Raw genomic sequence first — 20527 nt, forward strand, 5'->3', positions numbered from 1 at the left:
ACACATATTATAATCTATAAATACCCTCGTTGTATATGCTTTCTTTCTTTAACATTCCCATTTATGTAACTTTTTCATACAAATTTCTTTTTTATTCACACATATACATATAAAAAGGATGGTGATGGAAGATGCAAGGTGGAATGAATCCTTATTTACACAATGTACGCACAGCTAATACTGGTAAAGAAGCGACTATTACTGTACAAGGTGAGGGTATTGTCAAAGCGAAACCAAATGTCGTTATACTAACACTTGGCATTCGAACTGATAGTAAAAATGTGAAACAAGCGCAAGAAGAAAATGCAGTACAATCAAAACAATTGCTGGATGCACTTAAACAGCTTGGTATCGCTGATAAAGATATAGAAACGATTTCTTATACGATCACTCCTCAATACGAGTATGTAAATGATAAAGCATTACTACAAGGATATCGGGTGGAACATTTGTATGAAATTACCGTTTTAAATGTACAAAAAGCAGGGGAAGTATATGATATAGCCGTTTCAAATGGAGCAAACGTAGCAAAAGGTTTACGGTTTCGAATATCTCATCCAAATAAATATTATGAGCAAGCTCTCATTCAAGCCCTGCAACAAGCTGTAGAAAAAGCTCGTGCTATTGCGAGTACATACAATTTAAACATTAATCCCGTTCCACTCTCATTCGTTGAAGAATCTGCTCAATTACCAAGGGAAGTCGCTTCCTATGCTACTTTACATGCACAAGCAGCTCCTCCCATTCAATCGGGAGAATTAGAGATCATTTCTACAATACGGGCGATTTTTACGTATTTATAAATAATTCTATTTATAAGTAAACGTTATCATTTTCCTTGTTGTAAAAACATGATGTTCTGATATAATAAAGGACGGTGAGCTCTTACGAAAGAGATATCACGGGTGGGAGAGGGATATGAAAAAGAAGGTTTAACATGAAAGGAATACTTGAAAGAACATTTAAATTAGGTTTACACGAAACATCACCAAAACAAGAAGTTTTAGCTGGAGTTACGTCATTTTTTACGATCGTATATATTATGATTGTAAATGCATCCATTTTATCCGATGCTGGCATTCCTCTTGAAGCTGGAATTTTAGCAACTGTTTTCAGTTCATTTGTCGGATGTCTGCTCATGGCATTTTGGGCAAATGCACCTGCTATTCTTGTCCCTGGTATGGGTGTAAATGCATTCTTCACGTACACTGCTGTCCATACGCTCGGATTAACTTGGCAGGAAGCATTAGCAGCTGTCTTCATCTCTGGTATTATTTTTGCAATTGCTGCGTTTACACCAATCGCTCGCGTGCTTTCAGTATCGATTCCAAAGTCACTAAAGGAAGCTATCACTGTCGGCATCGGATTATTTTTAGCATTTATCGGATTGCAAAAAGGTGGTTTAGTCGTTTCGAATCCAAATACTGCTGTTGCAATGGGTAAATTAAGTAGCCCTGTCGTTCTTGCGACCGTGCTTACTCTTATCGTTGCACTCGTATTATTTATTCGTAACGTACGTGGAAACTTTTTATGGACGATTGCAATAGGAACTGGTATTGCATGGCTGTTTGGCCTTGTTGATACAAGTCAAATCGGAAATAGTTCATTCTCATTCGCTAATTACGGCGATGTGTTTGGGGCTATGTCATTTGGCAAACTTTCTTCCTTACCATTTTGGATTGCAACATTCTCCTTAAGCATGGTGCTTATTTTTGAGAACATGGGACTTCTGCACGGTTTATTAGAAGATGACCGTAAATTCCCACGTGCTTACCAAGCCAATGCAATTTCAGCAATGACATGTGGTCTATTTGGCACAAGCCCTACCGTATCAACAGTAGAGAGTGCCGCAGGTATTACTGCAGGCGGAAAGACAGGTCTGACGTCTATCGTTACAGGGTTGTTATTCTTTGCATCACTGTTTGCACTTCCGTTTGTCAAACTAATTCCTGATAGTGCCATTGCACCAATCTTAATTATTATTGGCGGCCTGATGATTACAAGCATTCAACAAATTCCTCTGAACGATTTTTCAGAAGGATTTCCAGCATTCTTAATTATCGTCATGATCCCGCTCACATATAGTATCGCTGATGGCATTGCGTTCGGATTTATTGCTTATCCTATCTTAAAAGTTGCTCTTGGAAAGCGTAAAGAAGTCGCACCGTCTATGTATATCATTACATGCTTATTCTTAGCCATGTTCGTATTACATGCTATTGGTTAAGTAAAAACACCGAGGAATTTTCCCTCGGTGTTTTTTACTTAAACCATCCTTTTTTATAAAACCAAGCCATCATGCCGCCACCAATTAGTGCCATAATAAGTAAACAAATAAAATAACTATATTGTCCACCGAGCTCTGGCATATGCGTAAAGTTCATTCCATATACTCCCGCAATAAATGTTAATGGCATGAAAATAGTCGAGAATACAGTTAATGTTTTCATAATGTTATTCATATGATGCGAGTTTAATGAAAAATAGCTATCTCGAATATCTGCTGTTAACTCCCGGCTTGCTTCAATCATTTCAGTCAATTTAAGCAAATGATCATGTATATCTTTAAAATAAATTTCATGATCACTTATACCGTAAAAACGAGTCGAATTTAAAATACGATACAATAAATCACGCATCGGAATAATTGTACGTCTTAACTTCGATAAATCTGCACGTATATCAAATACTTCTTCTAGTACACTTCCTGCCGTTTCACCCGTTAAATTATCATCAATTGCATTTAAATGATCCTCAATGTAATATACAGGCGCAAAATAGTCATCTACAATTTGATCGATAATTGTATGCGCTACGTGCAGGGGACTATTTTTAATACGCTTCTTTTCTCCAAGCGTTTTCCATACTCTTTCAATTGCATTGTTATGAGAAAAGTGGAAAGAAACAATATAACGATCACTAATAAATAAATCAATCTCGTGAGGTTCTAATCCATCCTCACCAAATGCATGAAGAACTAAAAAGTTATATCCATCATAAAAATCAACTTTTGGCCTCTGTACATATTCTATGCAGTCTTCAATTGCAAGGGGATGGAACTTAAAATGATCTTGCAAAATGTATGTATACTCTTCTTTCGTTGGCTTATATAAATCTAGCCAATACCATACAATATGGTCTTTCTTTGTTTCCTCTAGCGAAACATCATATAATACTTCATCTGTTTTTGTTATTGCACAAATTCTAATCATATTTTCACCCATTATTATTATAAACAAAAAATAGTAAAAAAAGCCAAGGAGAAACACTCCCTGGCCCTTCTTTATTATTCAGTAACGATGCCGTGCACTAATGTTGGTGCATCTACATGCTCTTTAGAGATCTTCATGTTCTCATAAATTTTTGCTTTTACGTCTTCTACATTTTCACGGTTTGCGTAAATGGTAACAAGGGATTCACCTTTTTTCACGCTGTCCCCTACTTTTTTACGAAGCATTAAGCCAACTGCTAAATCAATTTCAGATTCCTTCGTCGCACGTCCTGCTCCTAAAAGCATTGCTGCTGTTCCGATTTCATCTGCAACGATTTCTGATACATAACCGTCTTCCTTCGCTTCCACTTCAATTTTAAATTGTGCTTGTGGTAATTTAGAAGGATCATCAACAACAGATGCATCGCCGCCTTGCGCTGATAAAAACGTTTTAAATGATTCTAGCGCCTTACCGTTGTTCATTACTTCAATTAATTTCTCACGTGCATCTTCTAGAGATGAAGCTTGTCCAGCAAGGTATACCATTTGACTTCCAAGCGTTAAACATAACTCTTCTAAATCTTTCGGTCCTTTACCTTGTAATGTATCAATTGCTTCTTGTACTTCAAGTGCGTTACCAATAGCCTCACCAAGTGGTTGACTCATATCAGAAATAACAGCCATCGTATTACGACCAACGTTATTACCAATGCGCACCATTGCTTCTGCTAAACGTTTTGCATCTTCATCTGTTTTCATAAATGCACCTGCTCCAGTTTTTACATCAAGAACAATTGCATCTGCACCAGCAGCAATTTTTTTACTCATAATTGAGCTTGCAATAAGCGGAATTGAGTTTACTGTTGCCGTTACATCACGAAGTGCATACAATTTTTTATCCGCAGGTGTTAAGTTTCCACTTTGACCAATAACTGCGATTTTATTTTCATTTACAAGACGCATGAATTCATCATTTTCGATTTCAACATGGAATCCTGGAACTGCTTCTAATTTATCAATTGTACCACCAGTATGTCCTAGACCACGTCCAGACATTTTTGCAACCGGTACACCTAAAGCGGCTACTAATGGACCTAATACAAGTGTTGTTGTATCACCAACGCCACCTGTCGAGTGCTTATCTACTTTTACTCCTTCAATAGCTGATAAGTCGATTGTATCACCGCTATTTACCATTGCCATCGTTAAATCTGCACGTTCTTGATCGTTCATATCTTGGAAGAAAATTGCCATTGCAAGTGAACTTACTTGATAATCAGGAATATCACCATTTGTATATCCTTCAACAATAAAGTTAATTTCTTCTGTCGTTAATGCATGTCCGTCACGTTTTTTTGCAATTAGGTCCACCATTCTCATTGTGAGGTCACCCCTTCATTTGTTTTACGATTGCTTTTACTAATGCTAAGAAGTTAGCTTTAACACGTTCTGTCGTTTCGATTACTTCATCGTGGTGAAGTGGCTGATCTAAAATACCAGCTGCCATATTTGAAATACAAGAAATACCAAGTACTTTCATACCAGCGTGACGCGCTACAATTACTTCAGGTACTGTTGACATACCAACTGCATCTCCACCAAGTGTGCGAAGCATACGAATTTCAGCAGGTGTTTCATATACAGGACCTGTCATTCCAACGTATACCCCTTCTTGTACTTTAATATTTAAGTCTGCTGCAACTTGTTTCGCCATTTCGCGAAGCTCTACTGTATATGATGTAGACATATCAGGGAAACGTACACCCATTTCAGAATCATTTGGTCCGATTAATGGATTTGTACCCATGAAGTTAATGTGATCTGAAATTAACATAAGATCGCCTGGTTCGAATGATGTATTTACACCACCAGCTGCATTTGTTACAACAACTGTTTCTACTCCTAGTTCTTTCATAACACGAACTGGGAATGTTACTTTTTGCATATCATATCCTTCATAGAAGTGGAAACGTCCTTGCATTGCTACTACTGTTACACCTTGAAGTGTACCGAATACTAGTTGACCTGCATGGCCTTCTACAGTGGAAACTGGGAATTCAGGGATTTCACTGTAAGGTACTGTTACTGCATTCTCGATTTCATCCGCTAATACACCTAGTCCAGATCCAAGGATTAGTCCTACTTGTGGTGTCTCTTGAAATTTCTCTTTTAAATATGAAGCTGATTTTGTAATAAGTTCACGATTCATTTGTTTATCCCCCTATTTCTTTAGCTCGTTTAAGAAGCTTGTTCCGTATTCTGGCATTTTCACACCGAAGTTTTCTGCTACAGTTGCACCAATATCAGCAAATGTTTGACGAAGTGGTAACTCTTTTCCGCCTTCTTTCATGCTTGGGCTATATGCTAATAACGGTACATATTCACGTGTATGATCAGTACCATGATGCACTGGGTCATTACCGTGGTCTGCTGTAATTAATAATAGATCATCTTCTTTTAGTTTTTCGAATACTTCTGGAAGACGTGCATCATATTCTTGAAGAGCTTCTCCGTATCCTTGTGGATCACGACGGTGACCGAATAATGCATCAAAGTCAACTAAGTTTAAGAAGCTAAGACCTGTAAAGTCCATATTTAATGTATCTACAAGCTTATCCATTCCATCCATGTTAGACTTCGTACGAAGTGATTCAGTTACCCCTTCACCATCATAGATGTCAGAGATTTTACCGATAGCAATCACATCATAATCACTATCTTTTAATTCATTCATTACTGTACGGCCGAATGGTTTTAATGCATAGTCATGACGGTTCGGTGTACGTGTAAAGTTTCCAGGCTCACCAACGAATGGACGAGCAATAACACGGCCTACCATGTACTTCTCATCTAACGTTAATTCACGTGCAATTTTACAAATTTTATATAACTCATCAAGCGGCACTACTTCTTCGTGTGCTGCGATTTGTAGTACGCTATCAGCAGAAGTGTAAACAATTAAAGAGCCTGTTTCCATTTGTTCTTGACCAAGTTCATCAAGAATTTCAGTTCCAGAAGCTGGTTTATTACCGATGATTTTACGGCCTGTTTTTTCTTCTAATTCATCAAGTAATTCTTTTGGGAATCCTTCTGGGAACACTTGGAATGGTGTATCAATGTAAAGACCCATGATTTCCCAGTGGCCTGTCATTGTATCTTTACCAGTAGATTTTTCTTGCATTTTTGTATAATATCCAAGTGGTTTTTCTACTTTATAGATGCCTTTCATTTCACGAATGTTACCAAGACCTAATTTCACCATGTTAGGCATTTGTAACCCATTCATATGTTCAGCAATGTGACCAATTGTGTCAGATCCTAAATCACCAAATTGTTCAGCATCTGGTGCTTCACCGATTCCAACAGAGTCCATTACGACTAGGAATATACGTTTATATTTATTCATAACTGCGACCTCCTATAAGTTCAGTTCTACTTCTTGTAGTATGTTCAAAACGCTATAAAGTGAAACTGTTCTCCATAAGAATTATCTTTCGTTCTCATTATCAAACAGTACTTCTTTAAATCATTCTCTAACCTATTTCGTTTACCTTGAAACGACTCAAAAACATTTCTAGTTTTTTCTAAGTCAGATGTCAGACATCTGATACTGATATCATAACATGTTTACGCTTTCTTTTTAATACATTTTCGTAGAATTTCTCATTTTCTTCACACTTCTATTGTAATCCATTATGCACAGAAGTGCTAATCATTTTATGATTTATTTCTTCATATAAAGTGAAATTTTAATCAGTAGCGGTTTTGTTCTTTCCCACTAATCATTTTCAGAATAAAAATAAAAAAAGCAGCTCTAAAGAGCTACCTTTTTATTTTACTTCTACTGTTTCTTCTTTATGTTCATGCAATTCGCCTTTTTTAACATGAACTTTCACTTTGTAAGAACCCTTTTCTTTGAAAGTATGTTTCGTTTCATACTCCCCTTTATTTCCTTCTTTTGCTGGAATGAATTCGTGTTTTTCCACACCATCTTTCCAAATTTCAAGTTGTACTTCAGCACCAGTTAAAGCTTCTTCTTTTTGTTTTAAATGAACTTTCATTGTTGATTCAGCATTTGCTTTTATGTCACCAGCCATAAGGTGAATCATTGTATCGCTTTTATGATCACCATGTCCTGCACCATGATCACTATTTTCTTTTTTCGCATCTTCTACTTTCGCATTTCCTACAGCCACTTTTACTTCTGGCATAACATGCATTTCACGCGCATTTGTGTGAGCGATAATATGGTATACGCCATCCGTCTCGAACGTTTTCTCTACAGCATAAACACCCTTTCCTTTATGCTTACCTTCTAGCATCTCGTGCTTTTCGTCGCCAGCTTTCCAAATTTCAAACTTTACATCATCAGCATCTGTTACCTTTTCTTTTCCTTGTGTAACAAGTGCTTGTACTTCTGTTTTTTCACCAGGTTTAATTTCTTTCGGATTTGTTTGAACTGCTACTTTTACAGCTTCTAGTTTCTGTTCTTTTTTCGGTTCTTCTTTGTTTGTATTACAGCCAGCCAATGCTAGCATCGCGATAAATAAAGTCATAATAAGTTTTTTCATCATCATTTCCTCCTTCATACTTTATTTAGTATAGAGGAAATACATTGTAATATTCTAGTCTTCTGCTGAAAACAATGTACGAAATGTTTGTGAAGTTTCTGTGAAGTGCTATAGCCTTTTGAATCTATGAAAAAAGAGCATAGTACCTATGCTCTCGGATGAAACTGTTTATATACATCTTTTAATCTAGTTTTTGAAACATGCGTATAAATTTGTGTCGTTGAAATATCTGCATGTCCAAGCATTTCTTGCACAGCACGTAAGTCTGCTCCATTTTCTAATAAATGCGTAGCAAAAGAATGACGCAATGTATGAGGTGTAAGCTCTTTTTCAATATTTGCTTCTTTCGCTAATCGTTTTAAAATTTTCCAAAATCCTTGTCTTGATAATCGATTGCCATGATGGTTTAAAAAGAGTGCATCTACTACTTTTTTCCCCATCAATTCTCTTCTTCCCTTTTCAATATACTTTTGAATCGCTTCCGTCGCTAAACTTCCTAGTGGAATAATTCTTTCTTTATTCCCTTTCCCTATGCATCGAACAAATCCCATCGTTAAATGTACATCTTCTAAATTTAATGCAATTAATTCTGAAACACGAAGTCCTGTTGCATACAATAACTCTAGCATCGCTTTATCACGAACCCCAAAAGCGCTCGTCATTTTTGGTGTCTGCAGTAACGCCTCTACTTCATCAACTGACAATACTTTCGGTAATTTCCGTTCTCCTTGCGGCGTTTCAATATGTACGGATGGATCGTGCTCTACCGCTCGTTCACGAAGTAAAAATTGGTGAAACGAACGAATCGATGCAATATGACGTGCTAATGTTTTCGAAGATTTTCCGTTTTCTTTTAAGTGCTGCAGAAAGTTAACAATGTGCAAGCGTGTCACTTCGTGAAAGCTTTTCGCTTGTTCTACATTTTGCAAATACTTTACATAACTTTTTAAATCACGTTCATAAGATACTACTGTATTTTTCGCTAGTCCTTTTTCAACAACCATATAATGAATAAAATCTTTTAATTGATCTTCCAATCTACACTACTCCCCATTTTCATAGAAAAACATCATTCTATTTACGAAAGCATCCTTTGCCGGCTCTTCATTCCCTGATACTTTTTCTACAGTCTCTTCTTTTGGCTTTTCATAACGATGATAGCTTTCATATTCTTCATTTATCCATAGTATAGCGAAATAAAACAAAATCGTACAACTTGTAAATAATAAAAATACTTTTATCCCATCAAAAGTTAATTTTAAAGCTCGGCGCATTGTAAATTCCTCCAAAATATAAGTTATTACAACATATGCCAAGCTTTCACCAATTTATACCTTATTCAAATAAAAAACCTCTTCCTAGTTAAATAGGAAAAGGTTATTTTTCATCCGTTTCATTTTCTTGACAATTTTTACAAATCCCATGGAATGTTAAACGATGATCCTTCACCTTAAAGCTCCAGTCATGTTCTACTTTCCTTTCCACTTCACCAAGTAAATCTTCTTGTATTTCTTGTACAGCACCACATTGTGTACAAATCAAATGATGGTGGAAACGCTGCGCACCTTCTTGGCGTAAGTCATAGCGTGAAACACCGTCTCCGAAGTTAATCTTATCGACAACTTTTAACTCAGATAATAGTTCTAAAGTTCGATAGACGGTTGCTAATCCGATCTCTGGCGACTTTTCTTTTACAAGGAGGTAAACATCTTCTGCGCTTAAATGATCTTCTTCATTTTCTAGCAGCACACGAACTGTTGCTTCACGTTGCGGTGTTAATTTGTAGCTCGCTGCATGTAATTGCTTCTTAATTCGTTCAATTCTTTCTTCCATTCGGTACTACTCCCTCCTCGCCACTCTTACACCATTATATCAGAAGAAGGGCTTCTGTCAAAAGAAAAACAATAAAAACAAATTGATAATTATTCTCATAAAGTATTTATTGTTTATTAATAGCCTCAACGACTTCTTTCATTAAAACTGGTGATGCATAAGCCTCTACACTGGAAGCAAGAGCTAACACCGCTCCAATTACAAGAAAGAAGCATGTATAACGGATCAATAATGGTAATAGCGGCTCAGTTATTTTTCGGATAAATTGATGCCTAATCATGCGTAAGGAAAAACTTGCGGCAATTGTTGTCATAACGAGAAATACTGGGATGATAATGAGATTTTGTGGCAATACAGAAACGAATGCTAATAATAATCCATTCCATCCATGCTGACTTACTAAGAAACCTACTGTAAATCCGACAACTACTCCTTTTGCAAATAATAAAATAAAAATGAGTGGCAATCCAATAATTGAAATCCCTAAAATCCAAATAAATCCAATGTATTTTAATTGTGAAAAGTAACTTTCTCGAAACATTTCGCCTGCAATAGCAAATTCTCCTTTAGAAACTTGTCCAAAAAAACGTTGCAAATAAAATGATAAATCTTGTTTTTGATTTAATTGTAAACTATTTACAAGAATTGCTCCAAATATTACTCCCATCAATAACAAAACAGCGTTAAATATATATAATGAAGAGTTTTCCTGTATGTGAGACATTACACGGTCTTGCCAAGTTTTTCTCCACATTTTTCTTCCCTCCGTTCACACTCTTACTAAAAATGTATGAAAGAAAGAAAAAAGTATGACGAATTAACATTGAAATTCCGCTCTACTTTGCTAAACTAAAAAGTAGAGAATAGGAGGGATTTCTCTTGAAACCATTATTATTAGATTTTCCAACATTATTTCAAACTGAACGCTTACAGGTTCGTAAGCCATTTCCAGGTGATGGTGCAGAAGTGTATGAAGCAATACAAGCTTCTCTAGAAGACTTAGTACCGTGGATGCCAATTAACGCTGAAACAGAAGAAAGTGCTGAAGAAATCGTTCGTAACGCTCACGGACAGTTTTTACTTCGTGAAACACTTGATTTTCACTTATACGATAAAGTATCTGGTACATTCATCGGAGCTATAACGCTCAAGCCTGAAAACTGGGATATTCCAAAGTTTTCACTTCACTTCTGGCTACATAGCGCTTATACAAAACAAGGCTATATGACCGAAGCTGTGAAAGGTGCCATTCAATTTGCCTTTGATAAGCTAAGCGCTCGAAGAATTGAAATTCGTATTGATGCAACAAATACAAATGCATGTAACTTAGCAGAACGTTTAGAATTTATTCTAGAAGGTACAATGGAAAATGATTTCATAGCACCAGATGGTAGCTTACGTGATGCACGCGTATATGCAAAAATTAATTAAAAACACTCGCCTTTGGCGAGTGTTTATTTTTGTAGTTGTAAATATTGTACTGCAAACATCGTCTTCGCATCGTGAATACGAAGATCTTTCATAAGAGTAGTTGCTTCTTCTAATGATACTTCCATTAATTCCACAAACTCGTCTTCATCTAACGCAGCTTTATTTTCTTTTTTCGTCAAACCTGTCGCTTTATATACATATAAAATTTCATCTGCAAATCCTGGAGATGTATAGAAAGAAGTAATAAGCTCCATATTTTCACATACATAACCTGTTTCCTCTTCTAATTCACGAACTGCTGTCACCTCAGGTTTTTCACCTGGTTCTAACTTGCCAGCCGGAATTTCTATAATCGCCTTTTCAAGCGCTTTACGATACTGCTCAACAAGCACAATTTTCCCCTCATCAGTAATAGCAATAATAGCAACTGCACCAGGGTGATTTACAATTTCACGTTTACTCATTGCTCCATTTGGTAATACTACATCATCAACACGAACTTTTATAACTCTACCATCAAAAATCGGCTCAGTTTTTACTGTTCTCTCTGCAAGATTACTCATACTACTTCATCTCCCTGTTCTATTTCCTATTCTTTCCTCATACATTTTACCACATTGAAAGGAGCGTGATAGAAATGAAAGTTTATATTTTACCAAATCGCGTCACTTTAGTCGGAAAAGCATGGCAAATTCGCCATAAGCTAAAACAATATGGCAAAGAGTATACAACTGTACAAGAGTGGATTACAGCAACTAAAAAGTAAACGTTTGTCAACCTCTTTTCCCTTGCGTACAATAAGGAGAAGGAGGTTGAACTATGAAAAAACGTCAATTAGGAAACTCAGATTTATTTGTGACAGAAATGGGACTTGGCTGTATGTCCCTCGGTACATCTGAAACAGAAGCCCTGCGTATTATCGATGAAGCAATCGATTTAGGAATCAATTTTTTTGATACAGCGGATTTATATGATTATGGATTAAACGAAGAATTTGTTGGAAAGGCCTTAAAAGGAAAACGAGACCAAATTATCCTTACAACGAAGGTTGGGAATCGATGGACAGAAGAAAAAAACGGCTGGTCTTGGGATCCTTCTAAAAATTACATAAAGGCTGAAGTGAAAGAAAGTTTACGTAGACTTCAAACTGATTATATTGATCTTTATCAACTTCACGGCGGGACGATTGAAGATCCTATAGATGAAGTAATTGAAGCCTTTGAAGAATTGAAAAAAGAAGGTATCATTCGCCATTACGGTATTTCTTCTATACGTCCAAATGTCATCCGTGAATATGCACAGCGTTCAAATATCGTTAGTGTTCTAATGGAATATAGCCTTTTGAATCGTCGCCCTGAAGAATGGTTCCAGCTTCTTAATGAACATCAAATTAGCGTCATTGCTCGCGGACCACTTGCAAAAGGAATATTAACTGATAACAATACAAGAAAGATAGAAAGAGTAAAAGAAAAAGATTACCTTTCTTATTCTTACGATGAATTATATGCGACGCTTGCGAATGTAAAAGAAATAATTGGAGAAAACTCCTTAACTGGAACAGCTATTCAATATTGCTTACATAACGAAACTGTTGCAGCTGTTATACCTGGTGCAAGCTCTATTGGGCAATTACGAGAAAATGTACAAGCTAGTAAACAAACAAAGTTAACAACAGCAGAATATACACAGCTTCAGCAAATTGTGAAATGTGATACGTACGCATTACACCGATAAAAAGACGCTACCATACTGGTAGCGTCTTTTTATAACGTATCATATTTATCAGGATTCGTTCCTACATGTAAATTACGATTTAACGTATTAATTTGAGTCATCTCTTCTTCTGTTAATGAAAAGTCAAAGATAGAAAAATTCTCCTGAATGCGAGATGGTGTAACAGACTTAGGAATCGTCACAATCCCGCTTTGAATATCCCACCTTAATATAACTTGCGCAGGTGTTTTTTCATATTTAGTAGCAATGGCCTGAATAATCGGGTGCTGAAATACTTCTCCGCCCCTCATTAATGGACTCCATGCTTCCATTTGAATTTGCTCACCTTGACAGAAATTACGCAATTCAAATTGTGTTAACATCGGATGAAGTTCCACTTGGTTTACCATCGGCTTTATTTTGCAATTTGGTAATAGCAGTTCTAAATGATGTTTATGGAAGTTAGAAACACCAATCGCGCGCACTTTACCTTCTTCATACAGTTTTTCTAATGCTCGGTACGTATCAACATACTTCCCTCTTATTGGCCAATGTATTAAATATAAATCTACATAGTCCATTTGTAATTTTTTTAAGCTTTTCTCAAACGCCTCAAGTGTTTCCTCGTATCCTTGATCATCGTTCCAAACTTTTGTTGTAATAAAGATGTCTTCTCTCGGAATCCCTGATTCACGAACTGCTTCTCCGACACCGCTTTCATTTTCATATACAGTTGCTGTATCAATCGAACGGTATCCAACTTCTAGCGCTGTTTTTACTGCTTGTTTTACTTCGTCGCCTTCTTTCGCTTTATAAACGCCTAAACCAATCATCGGCATTTTTACGCCATTGTGAAGTGTAGTTGTTGGAATGTGCACAGTCGTCTCCCTTTCATCATTACATTTTTTTATAAGCCACCACTTTATTTGAACAAGATTCAACCAAAAAGTCAAAACATATGTACAGTTTACATAATAAACTTATATACTTTCTAAAATAATGCGAACTCATTCATTAACATTATTTCCCATCCATTTCTTCGCTTTTTCATCAACATTACGTACAAACTCAGTTTTCCCTTCCGAATATAACGCACCATCATATGTATACTTTTCAGCTAATTCTTTCTTTAAAGTTGCATATGCCTCAGCTTCTTCACAATGAGCCATCATATAATCACGAAATGCTAAATGCCTTACTATCTCAGGGTTTCCTTTTTCAAACACGTGTAAGTGATACGAGCGTTTTTCCTCCGTTCCATGAATAAAATAACGGCGTCTTGAAATACCATTCTCCCCTTTTACGATATAGCCAAGCTCTTCAAAACGTTCATTCCACCTATCTACTCTTTCGATACTCTCTACTTCCATAATCATATCTATAATTGGTTTCGCTGCCAGTCCTGGCACCGACGTACTTCCAATATGATGGACCTTCACCTTTTCTGGCATCGCCGCTTTTAATCTTTCAGCCTCCATTTGAAATTTTTCACCCCAATGATTTTCATGCGGAACAACTACAATTTTTCTCATTCTAACTCCCCTTTTCTTACAAGCTCGTCAAAAAAATGATCAGCGTTATTCACTGATCATTTTCGTTATTATTTAAAGTCTTTCCAAGTAAGGTTACTTTCACTTAACAGTTCTTCAAATGATTTATTCTTTTCACGTTCTTTTTGTTCTTGGCGCTTTCTTTCCTGTTCAGCTGCCACTTTTTCCTCTTCTCTCACTTGCAACTCTTTCTTCTTATTCTTTAATTGCTGCATGAGTGAATCATTTAATTGATCACCTAATGTAAGCGACTCTTTCTTTTGTTGATTCACTTGCGCCTGTCTTTGCATTTGTCTTTGTTTCTTTTTCTTCATACTACTCACCTTTTACTTTTTTCTCCATTATAGTAGATACACAATGAACTCGACAATAAAAAAGGTCCTTTACTCTATTATTCACTTTTTGTAAATATGTTAATTTTTCGAAAAAACTATTTTTTTGTATAGATATAATCCTATGAATCTATTAAAATTATGTCGTATGATGTCAGATTATAAAAAAGGAGAATTAGATTATGTGGAAAAAAATCATTCCTGCTGTTGCCGTTTTAAGCACCATTACTTTTTCAACCGTATTTGCTGCTCCCCCATCCCAGACTCCAGCTGAACAAAACCGCTACATAGACGTACAAATGCTTGGTATTAATGATTTCCATGGACAACTAGATACTGTTAAAAAAATTAATAACAAAGAAGCTGGTGGCGCTGATTACTTAGCTACTTATTTAAAAGAACGTAAAAAGCAAAACCCGAATACACTTCTCGTACACGCTGGCGATATTGTCGGAGCTAGTCCACCAGTTTCAGCATTGTTACAAGACGAACCAACGATTGAATTTTTAAATGACTTAAAATTTGATGTTGGTACAATCGGAAACCACGAATTTGATGAAGGTATTGATGAAATGAAACGTCTCATTTACGGTGGCTATCACGAAAAAACAGGGAATTTCAAAGGTGCAAATTTCCCTTATGTCGCTGCAAACTTCTATAATAAATCCACTGGCCGCTTATTTTTACCGCCATTTACTGTAAAAATGGTAAATGGTGTGCCTGTAGGATTCATTGGCGTAGTTACAACTGATACACCAAATGTCGTGATGCCTACTATGCTTAAAAATGTAGAAATCACTGACGAAGTAGAAGCAATTAATAAATCAACGCAGCAATTAAAGCGTCTTGGCGTTAAATCCATTGTCGTCCTTGCTCATGTCGGTGGAACAACAGATGAGTCTGGTGTGACAAATGGAGACCTTACTCGAATTGCAAATGAAACAGATCCGGAAGTTGATGTTATTTTTGGTGGGCATAGTCACACGTATGTAAATGGTACTGTAAATAATAAACTAATCGTCCAAGCGAACTCTTACGGAATGGCTTTCTCAGATGTAGATGTAACAATTGATCGTAAAACAAAAGATATTGTAAAGAAAAAAGCTGAAGTTGTTACAACATACCATGAAGGTGTAGAACCTGATAAACAAGTAAAGAAAAAACTAGATCAATATAAAGAAAAAATTGCACCGCTTGTAAATGAAGTTGTCGGAAAATCTACAGCACCTATCGACCGTAAACAAAATGATGCTGGTGAGTCCACTCTTGGAAATTTAGTTGCCGATGCCCAGCGCCAAACGATGCAAACTCAAATCGCACTTATGAATCCGGGCGGCATTCGTAATGACTTAGATGCTGGCGATATTACATGGGGCGAATTATACGGCATTCAGCCTTTTGGAAACCAATTAATTAAAGTAGATTTAACAGGTCAAGATATTCGCGACATTTTAAATCAACAATGGCAAAAAGGAACGACGAGAATGCTTCAAATTTCAGGTATTCAATATACGTGGGATGCAAATAAACCAAACGGTGAAAAAGTTACAAATATACGTTTAACAAACGGTGAAGAATTATCTCCATCTAAAACGTATAGCGTAGTGGCAAATGCCTTTTTAGCTTCTGGCGGTGATGGATTTGTATCATTTAAAAATGGTAAAAATGCAGAGACTGGTCCAAACGACTTTGAAGCGCTAGTCGATTACGTAAAACAATTAAAAGAACCTATTCAGCCAATTATCGATGGTAGAATTCAAAAAACAAATTAAGTACACTCATAATAAACAATCTTAATTTTTCATCGTAAAAGATACACATAAACCTTTTATCCGTCATATATGTGAAACCTAAAAAGGATACTCGTTCTTACAATGAACATAGTATCCTTTTCTTTATTTATCAATATGTGATGTGTTGTTAAAATCATATTGTTGTAAAAATTGTTGTAACGCCTCTTCTACAAGTTTAGATTTTTGAATTCCTTTCGATTCTGATATAACGTCTAGTTTTGCTAATATTTCTTTATTAATAGAAAAGGTACGTTTCTTTTTTTCTGTACTTATATTCATCATGGGGGCAATTACTTCTTCTTTCTTTCTTAATAACTCATAAATACTTTGTAATTGTTCATAAATTAATAGTTGATAATCCGTTTTCGCATATTGAAGGGCTGTCGCTTCTTGGAGTTGTAAGTGACGCGGTTCTTCTCCATCTCCTACAAAAATACGCTTTTTCTGTTCTCCATCATATTCGTATCCAATCAATCTTAATTTCTTCGATAATGTATACGGGCTTATTTCAAGACGTTTTGCTATAATAGCGATGGATTCACGCCTATTTAAACAATCGATAATTTCTCCAATCGTCACAATTTCCCTCCTCCCATATTGAAATGACACTAGTATGGTATGTTACAATGATTTTCTAACAGTATATGCAAAACGAATAGCCTGTGCGATTCATACGATTTTAGAAAAGGAGGTTTTCAATATGCTTTTTCGTAGCAATACCCCGCAGTTCTATAATGAAAATAAAAAACTCATTCCCAATAGTATCGCTACGATGGAAAGCGTTATGATTAACAACCGAAAACAAACTCTCCTTATGCGCGGGCAAAACGTAGAGCAGCCTATTTTATTATGCTGTCACGGTGGACCAGGCATGGCACAAATCGGATTTATTCGTCATTTTCAAAAAGAATTGGAGAAACACTTCATCGTAATTAATTGGGATCAGCGCGGGGCAGGTAAATCCTTTTCAATGAAAGATTTCGGAGCAAATTTTACAATCGAACAATTCATTTCCGATGCAAAAGAAGTGATTCAATATGTACTTAAAAAGTTCAATAAACAGAAACTATTTCTCGCTGGTCATTCTTGGGGAAGTATTATCGGGCTTAACATAGCACACTATTATCCACAATATATCGAGGCTTATATCGGTATTGGGCAAATTGTACATATGAAACAAAACGAGGAATTACTATATCAGCATTTAATTCGTTCTGCAAAAAAATATAATCATAAAAAAGCATTAGCGTCCCTTTTAAAATTAGGAAAACCGCCATTTTTAGATACGAGACGCCTTATTATTCAAAGAAAATGGCTTGGCACATTCGGAGGTGCAATCCAAAACGGATCTTCCTTTTCTTTCATACGAAAAGGCTTCTTTTCTCCCGAATATACACTATTAGATTGGTTCAAGTTTCTCGCAGGAAATTTAAAATCTGGCGTTTTATGGGAAGAAATGTTGACAATCGATTTCTTTTCTTCTATTACGAGTTTATCTATTCCAGTTTATTTTTGTTCTGGTCGCTATGATTATCAAACTCCTTATGCACTCGTTCAGGAATATTGTGATGTAATAGAAGCACCGATAAAAAAGATGATTTGGTTCCCAAATTCAGCACATTCTCCCGATTTAGAAGAGCCAGAATTATTCGCTCGTTCTTTACAATCCATTAAACAAGAGCTAGCTTTTCACCATTAGTAACAAAAGGCTCTTTTACATTTCATAAGAAACAATTTATAATAATATGTCGCAACTATGTATAAATCTAGCAAGGTGATTCATATTTCCTTGCCTTAACACAATAAAATTTTGGGGAGATTACATTTATTATGAATGCTGTACTCATTGCAGTAGCAGTTATGCTATTGCTTAGTTTGTTACGTGTCCAGGTCATTGTCGCCATCATTGTTGGAGCTTTAACAGGCGGACTTATCGGTGGACTCGGTATTTCAGAAACGATTAACACTTTTACAACTGGTCTTGGAAACAGTGCTCCAATCGCTTTAAGTTATGCAATGCTTGGTGGTTTCGCTATTTCTCTTTCCAAAACCGGACTTCCAGATGCTATGATTCAAACTGCATTAAAGTGGATTGGCAATGAACAAGACACGAAAAAACAAGTTTACTCTAAAATACTTATTCTATTTATCATTTTAACGATGGCTTGTTTCTCACAAAATGTGATTCCTGTTCACATCGCTTTCATCCCCATCTTAATTCCAGCACTTTTAAAAGTATTAAATGAGCTGAAAGTGGATCGCAGACTTGTTACATGTATTATTACATTCGGATTGATTACTCCTTATATGTGGATTCCAGCAGGATTCGGAAAAATTTATCATGATGTATTACAAACAAATGCTGCGCAAAGCGGTCTTACATTTGATGTCGCACTTATTCCAAAAGCAATGACCATTCCAGCAATCGGTATGATTATCGGATTATGTGTGGCAGTATTTATTACGTACCGAAAACCTCGTACGTATGAAACAGAACAAATTCATACTACTGAAAATGAAATCGTTCCCTATACAAAACGAAGCATTACTTTCGGGCTAGTATCTATCTTAGCTACATTAACTGTTCAATTAGCAACAGAATCAATGATTTTCGGCGCTCTAGCGGGGATTATCGTTTTATCAGTTAGTGGTAGTCTACCTCTTAAAGAAGCTGATGCAATTTTAACAAGCGGAATGCGTATGATGTCCTTTATCGGATTTGTTATGATTTCTGCCGCTGGGTTCGGAGCTGTTCTTCGAAAAACAGGACATGTTGAATCTCTTGTACAAACGAGTGCACATATAATTGGGAATAACAAACCACTCGCTGCATTTCTTATGCTTGTAATTGGACTGCTCGTTACGATGGGGATTGGATCATCTTTTTCAACCATCCCTATTTTAACAACAATTTTTGTACCTCTTTGTATTCAGCTTGGATTTAGTCCAATGGCCACCATTGCAATTATCGGTACAGCCGGAGCGCTAGGAGACGCAGGATCTCCAGCATCAGATAGTACACTTGGACCAACATCCGGTTTAAATGCTGATGGTCAACACCATCATATATGGGATACGTGTGTACCAACTTTTTTACATTACAATATACCGTTACTTATATTCGGCTTTATTGCCGCAATTACATTATAAAAGGTGCGTTTTATACGCACCTTTTACTTTTTTATTTTTCCCTTTAATTGTTGCAATGCTATTCTCCCATTTTCTTCGATACAACTTTCCATTTGCATAAATGACGGACCTGCCCACTCACTGTCTATACTCCCGTTCAGTCCAATAATTTTCAATTTATCCGGTATACGGATATTTAATTTTTTTGCTGCTCGAATTAACTCAAAGGTAATCTTATCACTTGAAGTTACAATTCCATCTATATACGGATAAGCTTGCAATAATGTAACAAACTGTTTATTCGTATACCCTTGTACACATTCTTCTCGATAAGAGATTCCTTCCTCCCAAACAGCGTCTAAAAATCCTGATATGTACTCTTCCATTTCTTCACTATCTTCGCCCTCACCGAAATAAGCAAGAAAGTGACAACCTTTTTCTTTTAATAAAGAGACCGCTCTTTGGCCACTTTCATAATAATTTGCATGAGATTTTTTTTCATCAATCACAACAAACGGAAGTGGGATTTCTCCTATACTTTTATAAACGGATCTTGTCAAAATAACACCTGCAACGTTATTTTCCTTCAACATATGTATGTATCTATCTTTATTCTCTATATTACAAACAATAATTTGATATCCTTCTTTATACGCTATTTCCTCAATACAATGTAGCAAAGTGATGTTTGATGGGTCATATAGATTATCTACAAGTAATGCAATTATCGTTGAATTCTCTTTAAATAGTGGCTTTGCTGCACTATTTGGCCTATAACGTAATTCCTCAATTGCTTCCTTTACTTGTTTTACTGTGTCCTCATGAACGTATCCTTTTTCATTTATAACTCGTGAAACGGTTGCGACTGAAACACCTGCCAATTTTGCAACATCACGTATAGTTGCCACATCGTCACCCCTTAATATGGTAATAGATTACAATTTTACGGTAACCTAAATTACAA

23 protein-coding genes are annotated in these 20527 nt (G+C 36.1%); 8 read left to right on the top strand and 15 right to left on the bottom strand.

Translation table 11 applies throughout. The features are described from left to right. Positions 1-131 precede the first annotated feature (131 nt). Positions 132-803 (top strand): SIMPL domain-containing protein, encoded by a 672-nt coding sequence (locus ACTFR9_RS12830; RefSeq protein ID WP_001161441.1) that lies wholly within the window; start codon positions 132-134, stop codon positions 801-803. Positions 804-937: 134 nt separating this feature from the next. After that, on the top strand, positions 938-2227 hold the full coding sequence (locus tag ACTFR9_RS12835; protein WP_000676253.1) for an NCS2 family permease: 1290 nt from the start codon (positions 938-940) through the stop codon (positions 2225-2227). A gap of 34 nt (positions 2228-2261) precedes the next feature. On the opposite strand, the gene corA is transcribed toward ACTFR9_RS12835, so the two are convergent. The 9 genes from corA to spoIIM all read right to left on the bottom strand — a co-directional run bounded on the left by corA (position 2262) and on the right by spoIIM (position 10339). Further along, entirely contained in the window at positions 2262-3224 is a 963-nt protein-coding gene (corA, locus tag ACTFR9_RS12840) for a magnesium/cobalt transporter CorA (RefSeq protein WP_001998197.1), read from the bottom strand. Positions 3225-3286: 62 nt separating this feature from the next. Continuing rightward, positions 3287-4591 (bottom strand): pyrimidine-nucleoside phosphorylase, encoded by a 1305-nt coding sequence (locus ACTFR9_RS12845; RefSeq protein WP_001243079.1) that lies wholly within the window; start codon positions 4589-4591, stop codon positions 3287-3289. Positions 4592-4598: 7 nt separating this feature from the next. Continuing rightward, positions 4599-5420, bottom strand: coding sequence for a purine-nucleoside phosphorylase (locus tag ACTFR9_RS12850; protein ID WP_001078446.1), 822 nt, complete (start codon positions 5418-5420; stop codon positions 4599-4601). Between the two features lie 12 nt (positions 5421-5432). Further along, on the bottom strand, positions 5433-6617 hold the full coding sequence (deoB, locus tag ACTFR9_RS12855) for a phosphopentomutase (protein WP_229136229.1): 1185 nt from the start codon (positions 6615-6617) through the stop codon (positions 5433-5435). 424 nt (positions 6618-7041) lie between these two features. After that, positions 7042-7785, bottom strand: coding sequence for a FixH family protein (locus ACTFR9_RS12860; protein ID WP_001993299.1), 744 nt, complete (start codon positions 7783-7785; stop codon positions 7042-7044). A 143-nt stretch (positions 7786-7928) separates the two neighbouring features. Further along, positions 7929-8819, bottom strand: coding sequence for a site-specific tyrosine recombinase XerD (gene xerD / locus ACTFR9_RS12865; RefSeq protein ID WP_000390084.1), 891 nt, complete (start codon positions 8817-8819; stop codon positions 7929-7931). A 6-nt stretch (positions 8820-8825) separates the two neighbouring features. Beyond that, positions 8826-9056 carry a YqzK family protein gene (locus ACTFR9_RS12870; protein WP_001250432.1) on the bottom strand — a complete coding sequence of 77 codons (231 nt, stop codon included), beginning with the start codon at positions 9054-9056 and terminating at the stop codon, positions 8826-8828. A 103-nt stretch (positions 9057-9159) separates the two neighbouring features. Beyond that, positions 9160-9615 (bottom strand): ferric iron uptake transcriptional regulator, encoded by a 456-nt coding sequence (gene fur / locus ACTFR9_RS12875; protein ID WP_000392655.1) that lies wholly within the window; start codon positions 9613-9615, stop codon positions 9160-9162. Between the two features lie 106 nt (positions 9616-9721). Continuing rightward, positions 9722-10339 carry a stage II sporulation protein M gene (gene spoIIM / locus ACTFR9_RS12880; RefSeq protein WP_223290733.1) on the bottom strand — a complete coding sequence of 206 codons (618 nt, stop codon included), beginning with the start codon at positions 10337-10339 and terminating at the stop codon, positions 9722-9724. 155 nt (positions 10340-10494) lie between these two features. Between spoIIM and ACTFR9_RS12885 the strand changes: the two genes are divergently transcribed. Continuing rightward, a complete protein-coding gene (locus ACTFR9_RS12885) occupies positions 10495-11046 on the top strand; it encodes a GNAT family N-acetyltransferase (RefSeq protein WP_000803491.1) in 552 nt (183 codons plus the stop codon). A gap of 23 nt (positions 11047-11069) precedes the next feature. Here the strand turns inward: ACTFR9_RS12885 and ACTFR9_RS12890 are convergent, their stop codons facing one another. Further along, positions 11070-11609 carry an NUDIX hydrolase gene (locus ACTFR9_RS12890; RefSeq protein ID WP_000067038.1) on the bottom strand — a complete coding sequence of 180 codons (540 nt, stop codon included), beginning with the start codon at positions 11607-11609 and terminating at the stop codon, positions 11070-11072. 74 nt (positions 11610-11683) lie between these two features. Here ACTFR9_RS12890 and mciZ point away from each other — a divergent pair, with 74 nt between their 5' ends. Beyond that, entirely contained in the window at positions 11684-11812 is a 129-nt protein-coding gene (mciZ, locus tag ACTFR9_RS12895; RefSeq protein WP_000870299.1) for a Z-ring formation inhibitor MciZ, read from the top strand. 53 nt (positions 11813-11865) lie between these two features. Further along, positions 11866-12780, top strand: coding sequence for an aldo/keto reductase (gene lolS / locus ACTFR9_RS12900; RefSeq protein ID WP_000747198.1), 915 nt, complete (start codon positions 11866-11868; stop codon positions 12778-12780). 29 nt (positions 12781-12809) lie between these two features. On the opposite strand, the gene ACTFR9_RS12905 is transcribed toward lolS, so the two are convergent. From ACTFR9_RS12905 to ACTFR9_RS12915, 3 genes are all read right to left on the bottom strand, one after another. Continuing rightward, on the bottom strand, positions 12810-13637 hold the full coding sequence (locus ACTFR9_RS12905) for an aldo/keto reductase (RefSeq protein ID WP_000547999.1): 828 nt from the start codon (positions 13635-13637) through the stop codon (positions 12810-12812). Positions 13638-13766: 129 nt separating this feature from the next. Then, complete coding sequence (locus ACTFR9_RS12910; RefSeq protein ID WP_001227173.1) at positions 13767-14291, bottom strand: GrpB family protein; 525 nt, start codon at positions 14289-14291, stop codon at positions 13767-13769. A gap of 68 nt (positions 14292-14359) precedes the next feature. Next, positions 14360-14623, bottom strand: coding sequence for a YqkE family protein (locus ACTFR9_RS12915; protein ID WP_000727549.1), 264 nt, complete (start codon positions 14621-14623; stop codon positions 14360-14362). A 200-nt stretch (positions 14624-14823) separates the two neighbouring features. On the opposite strand from ACTFR9_RS12915, the gene ACTFR9_RS12920 reads away from it, so the two are divergent. After that, a complete protein-coding gene (locus tag ACTFR9_RS12920) occupies positions 14824-16413 on the top strand; it encodes a bifunctional metallophosphatase/5'-nucleotidase (RefSeq protein ID WP_074531973.1) in 1590 nt (529 codons plus the stop codon). A gap of 123 nt (positions 16414-16536) precedes the next feature. Here ACTFR9_RS12920 and ACTFR9_RS12925 read toward each other — a convergent pair whose 3' ends face one another. Then, a complete protein-coding gene (locus tag ACTFR9_RS12925; RefSeq protein WP_000151910.1) occupies positions 16537-17013 on the bottom strand; it encodes a ribbon-helix-helix domain-containing protein in 477 nt (158 codons plus the stop codon). Between the two features lie 121 nt (positions 17014-17134). On the opposite strand from ACTFR9_RS12925, the gene ACTFR9_RS12930 reads away from it, so the two are divergent. Together ACTFR9_RS12930 and ACTFR9_RS12935 are read left to right on the top strand one after the other, a co-directional pair. Continuing rightward, positions 17135-18133, top strand: coding sequence for an alpha/beta fold hydrolase (locus tag ACTFR9_RS12930; RefSeq protein WP_000898953.1), 999 nt, complete (start codon positions 17135-17137; stop codon positions 18131-18133). 131 nt (positions 18134-18264) lie between these two features. Then, entirely contained in the window at positions 18265-19584 is a 1320-nt protein-coding gene (locus ACTFR9_RS12935) for a Na+/H+ antiporter family protein (protein ID WP_000994774.1), read from the top strand. Positions 19585-19607: 23 nt separating this feature from the next. Here ACTFR9_RS12935 and ACTFR9_RS12940 read toward each other — a convergent pair whose 3' ends face one another. After that, positions 19608-20471, bottom strand: a complete 864-nt coding sequence (locus ACTFR9_RS12940; RefSeq protein WP_229136230.1) for a LacI family DNA-binding transcriptional regulator — start codon at positions 20469-20471, stop codon at positions 19608-19610. Positions 20472-20527: the final 56 nt, after the last annotated feature.

The sequence above is a fragment of the Bacillus cereus group sp. MYBK222-1 genome (assembly GCF_051916425.1).
In the GTDB taxonomy this organism is placed as follows: domain Bacteria; phylum Bacillota; class Bacilli; order Bacillales; family Bacillaceae_G; genus Bacillus_A; species Bacillus_A paranthracis.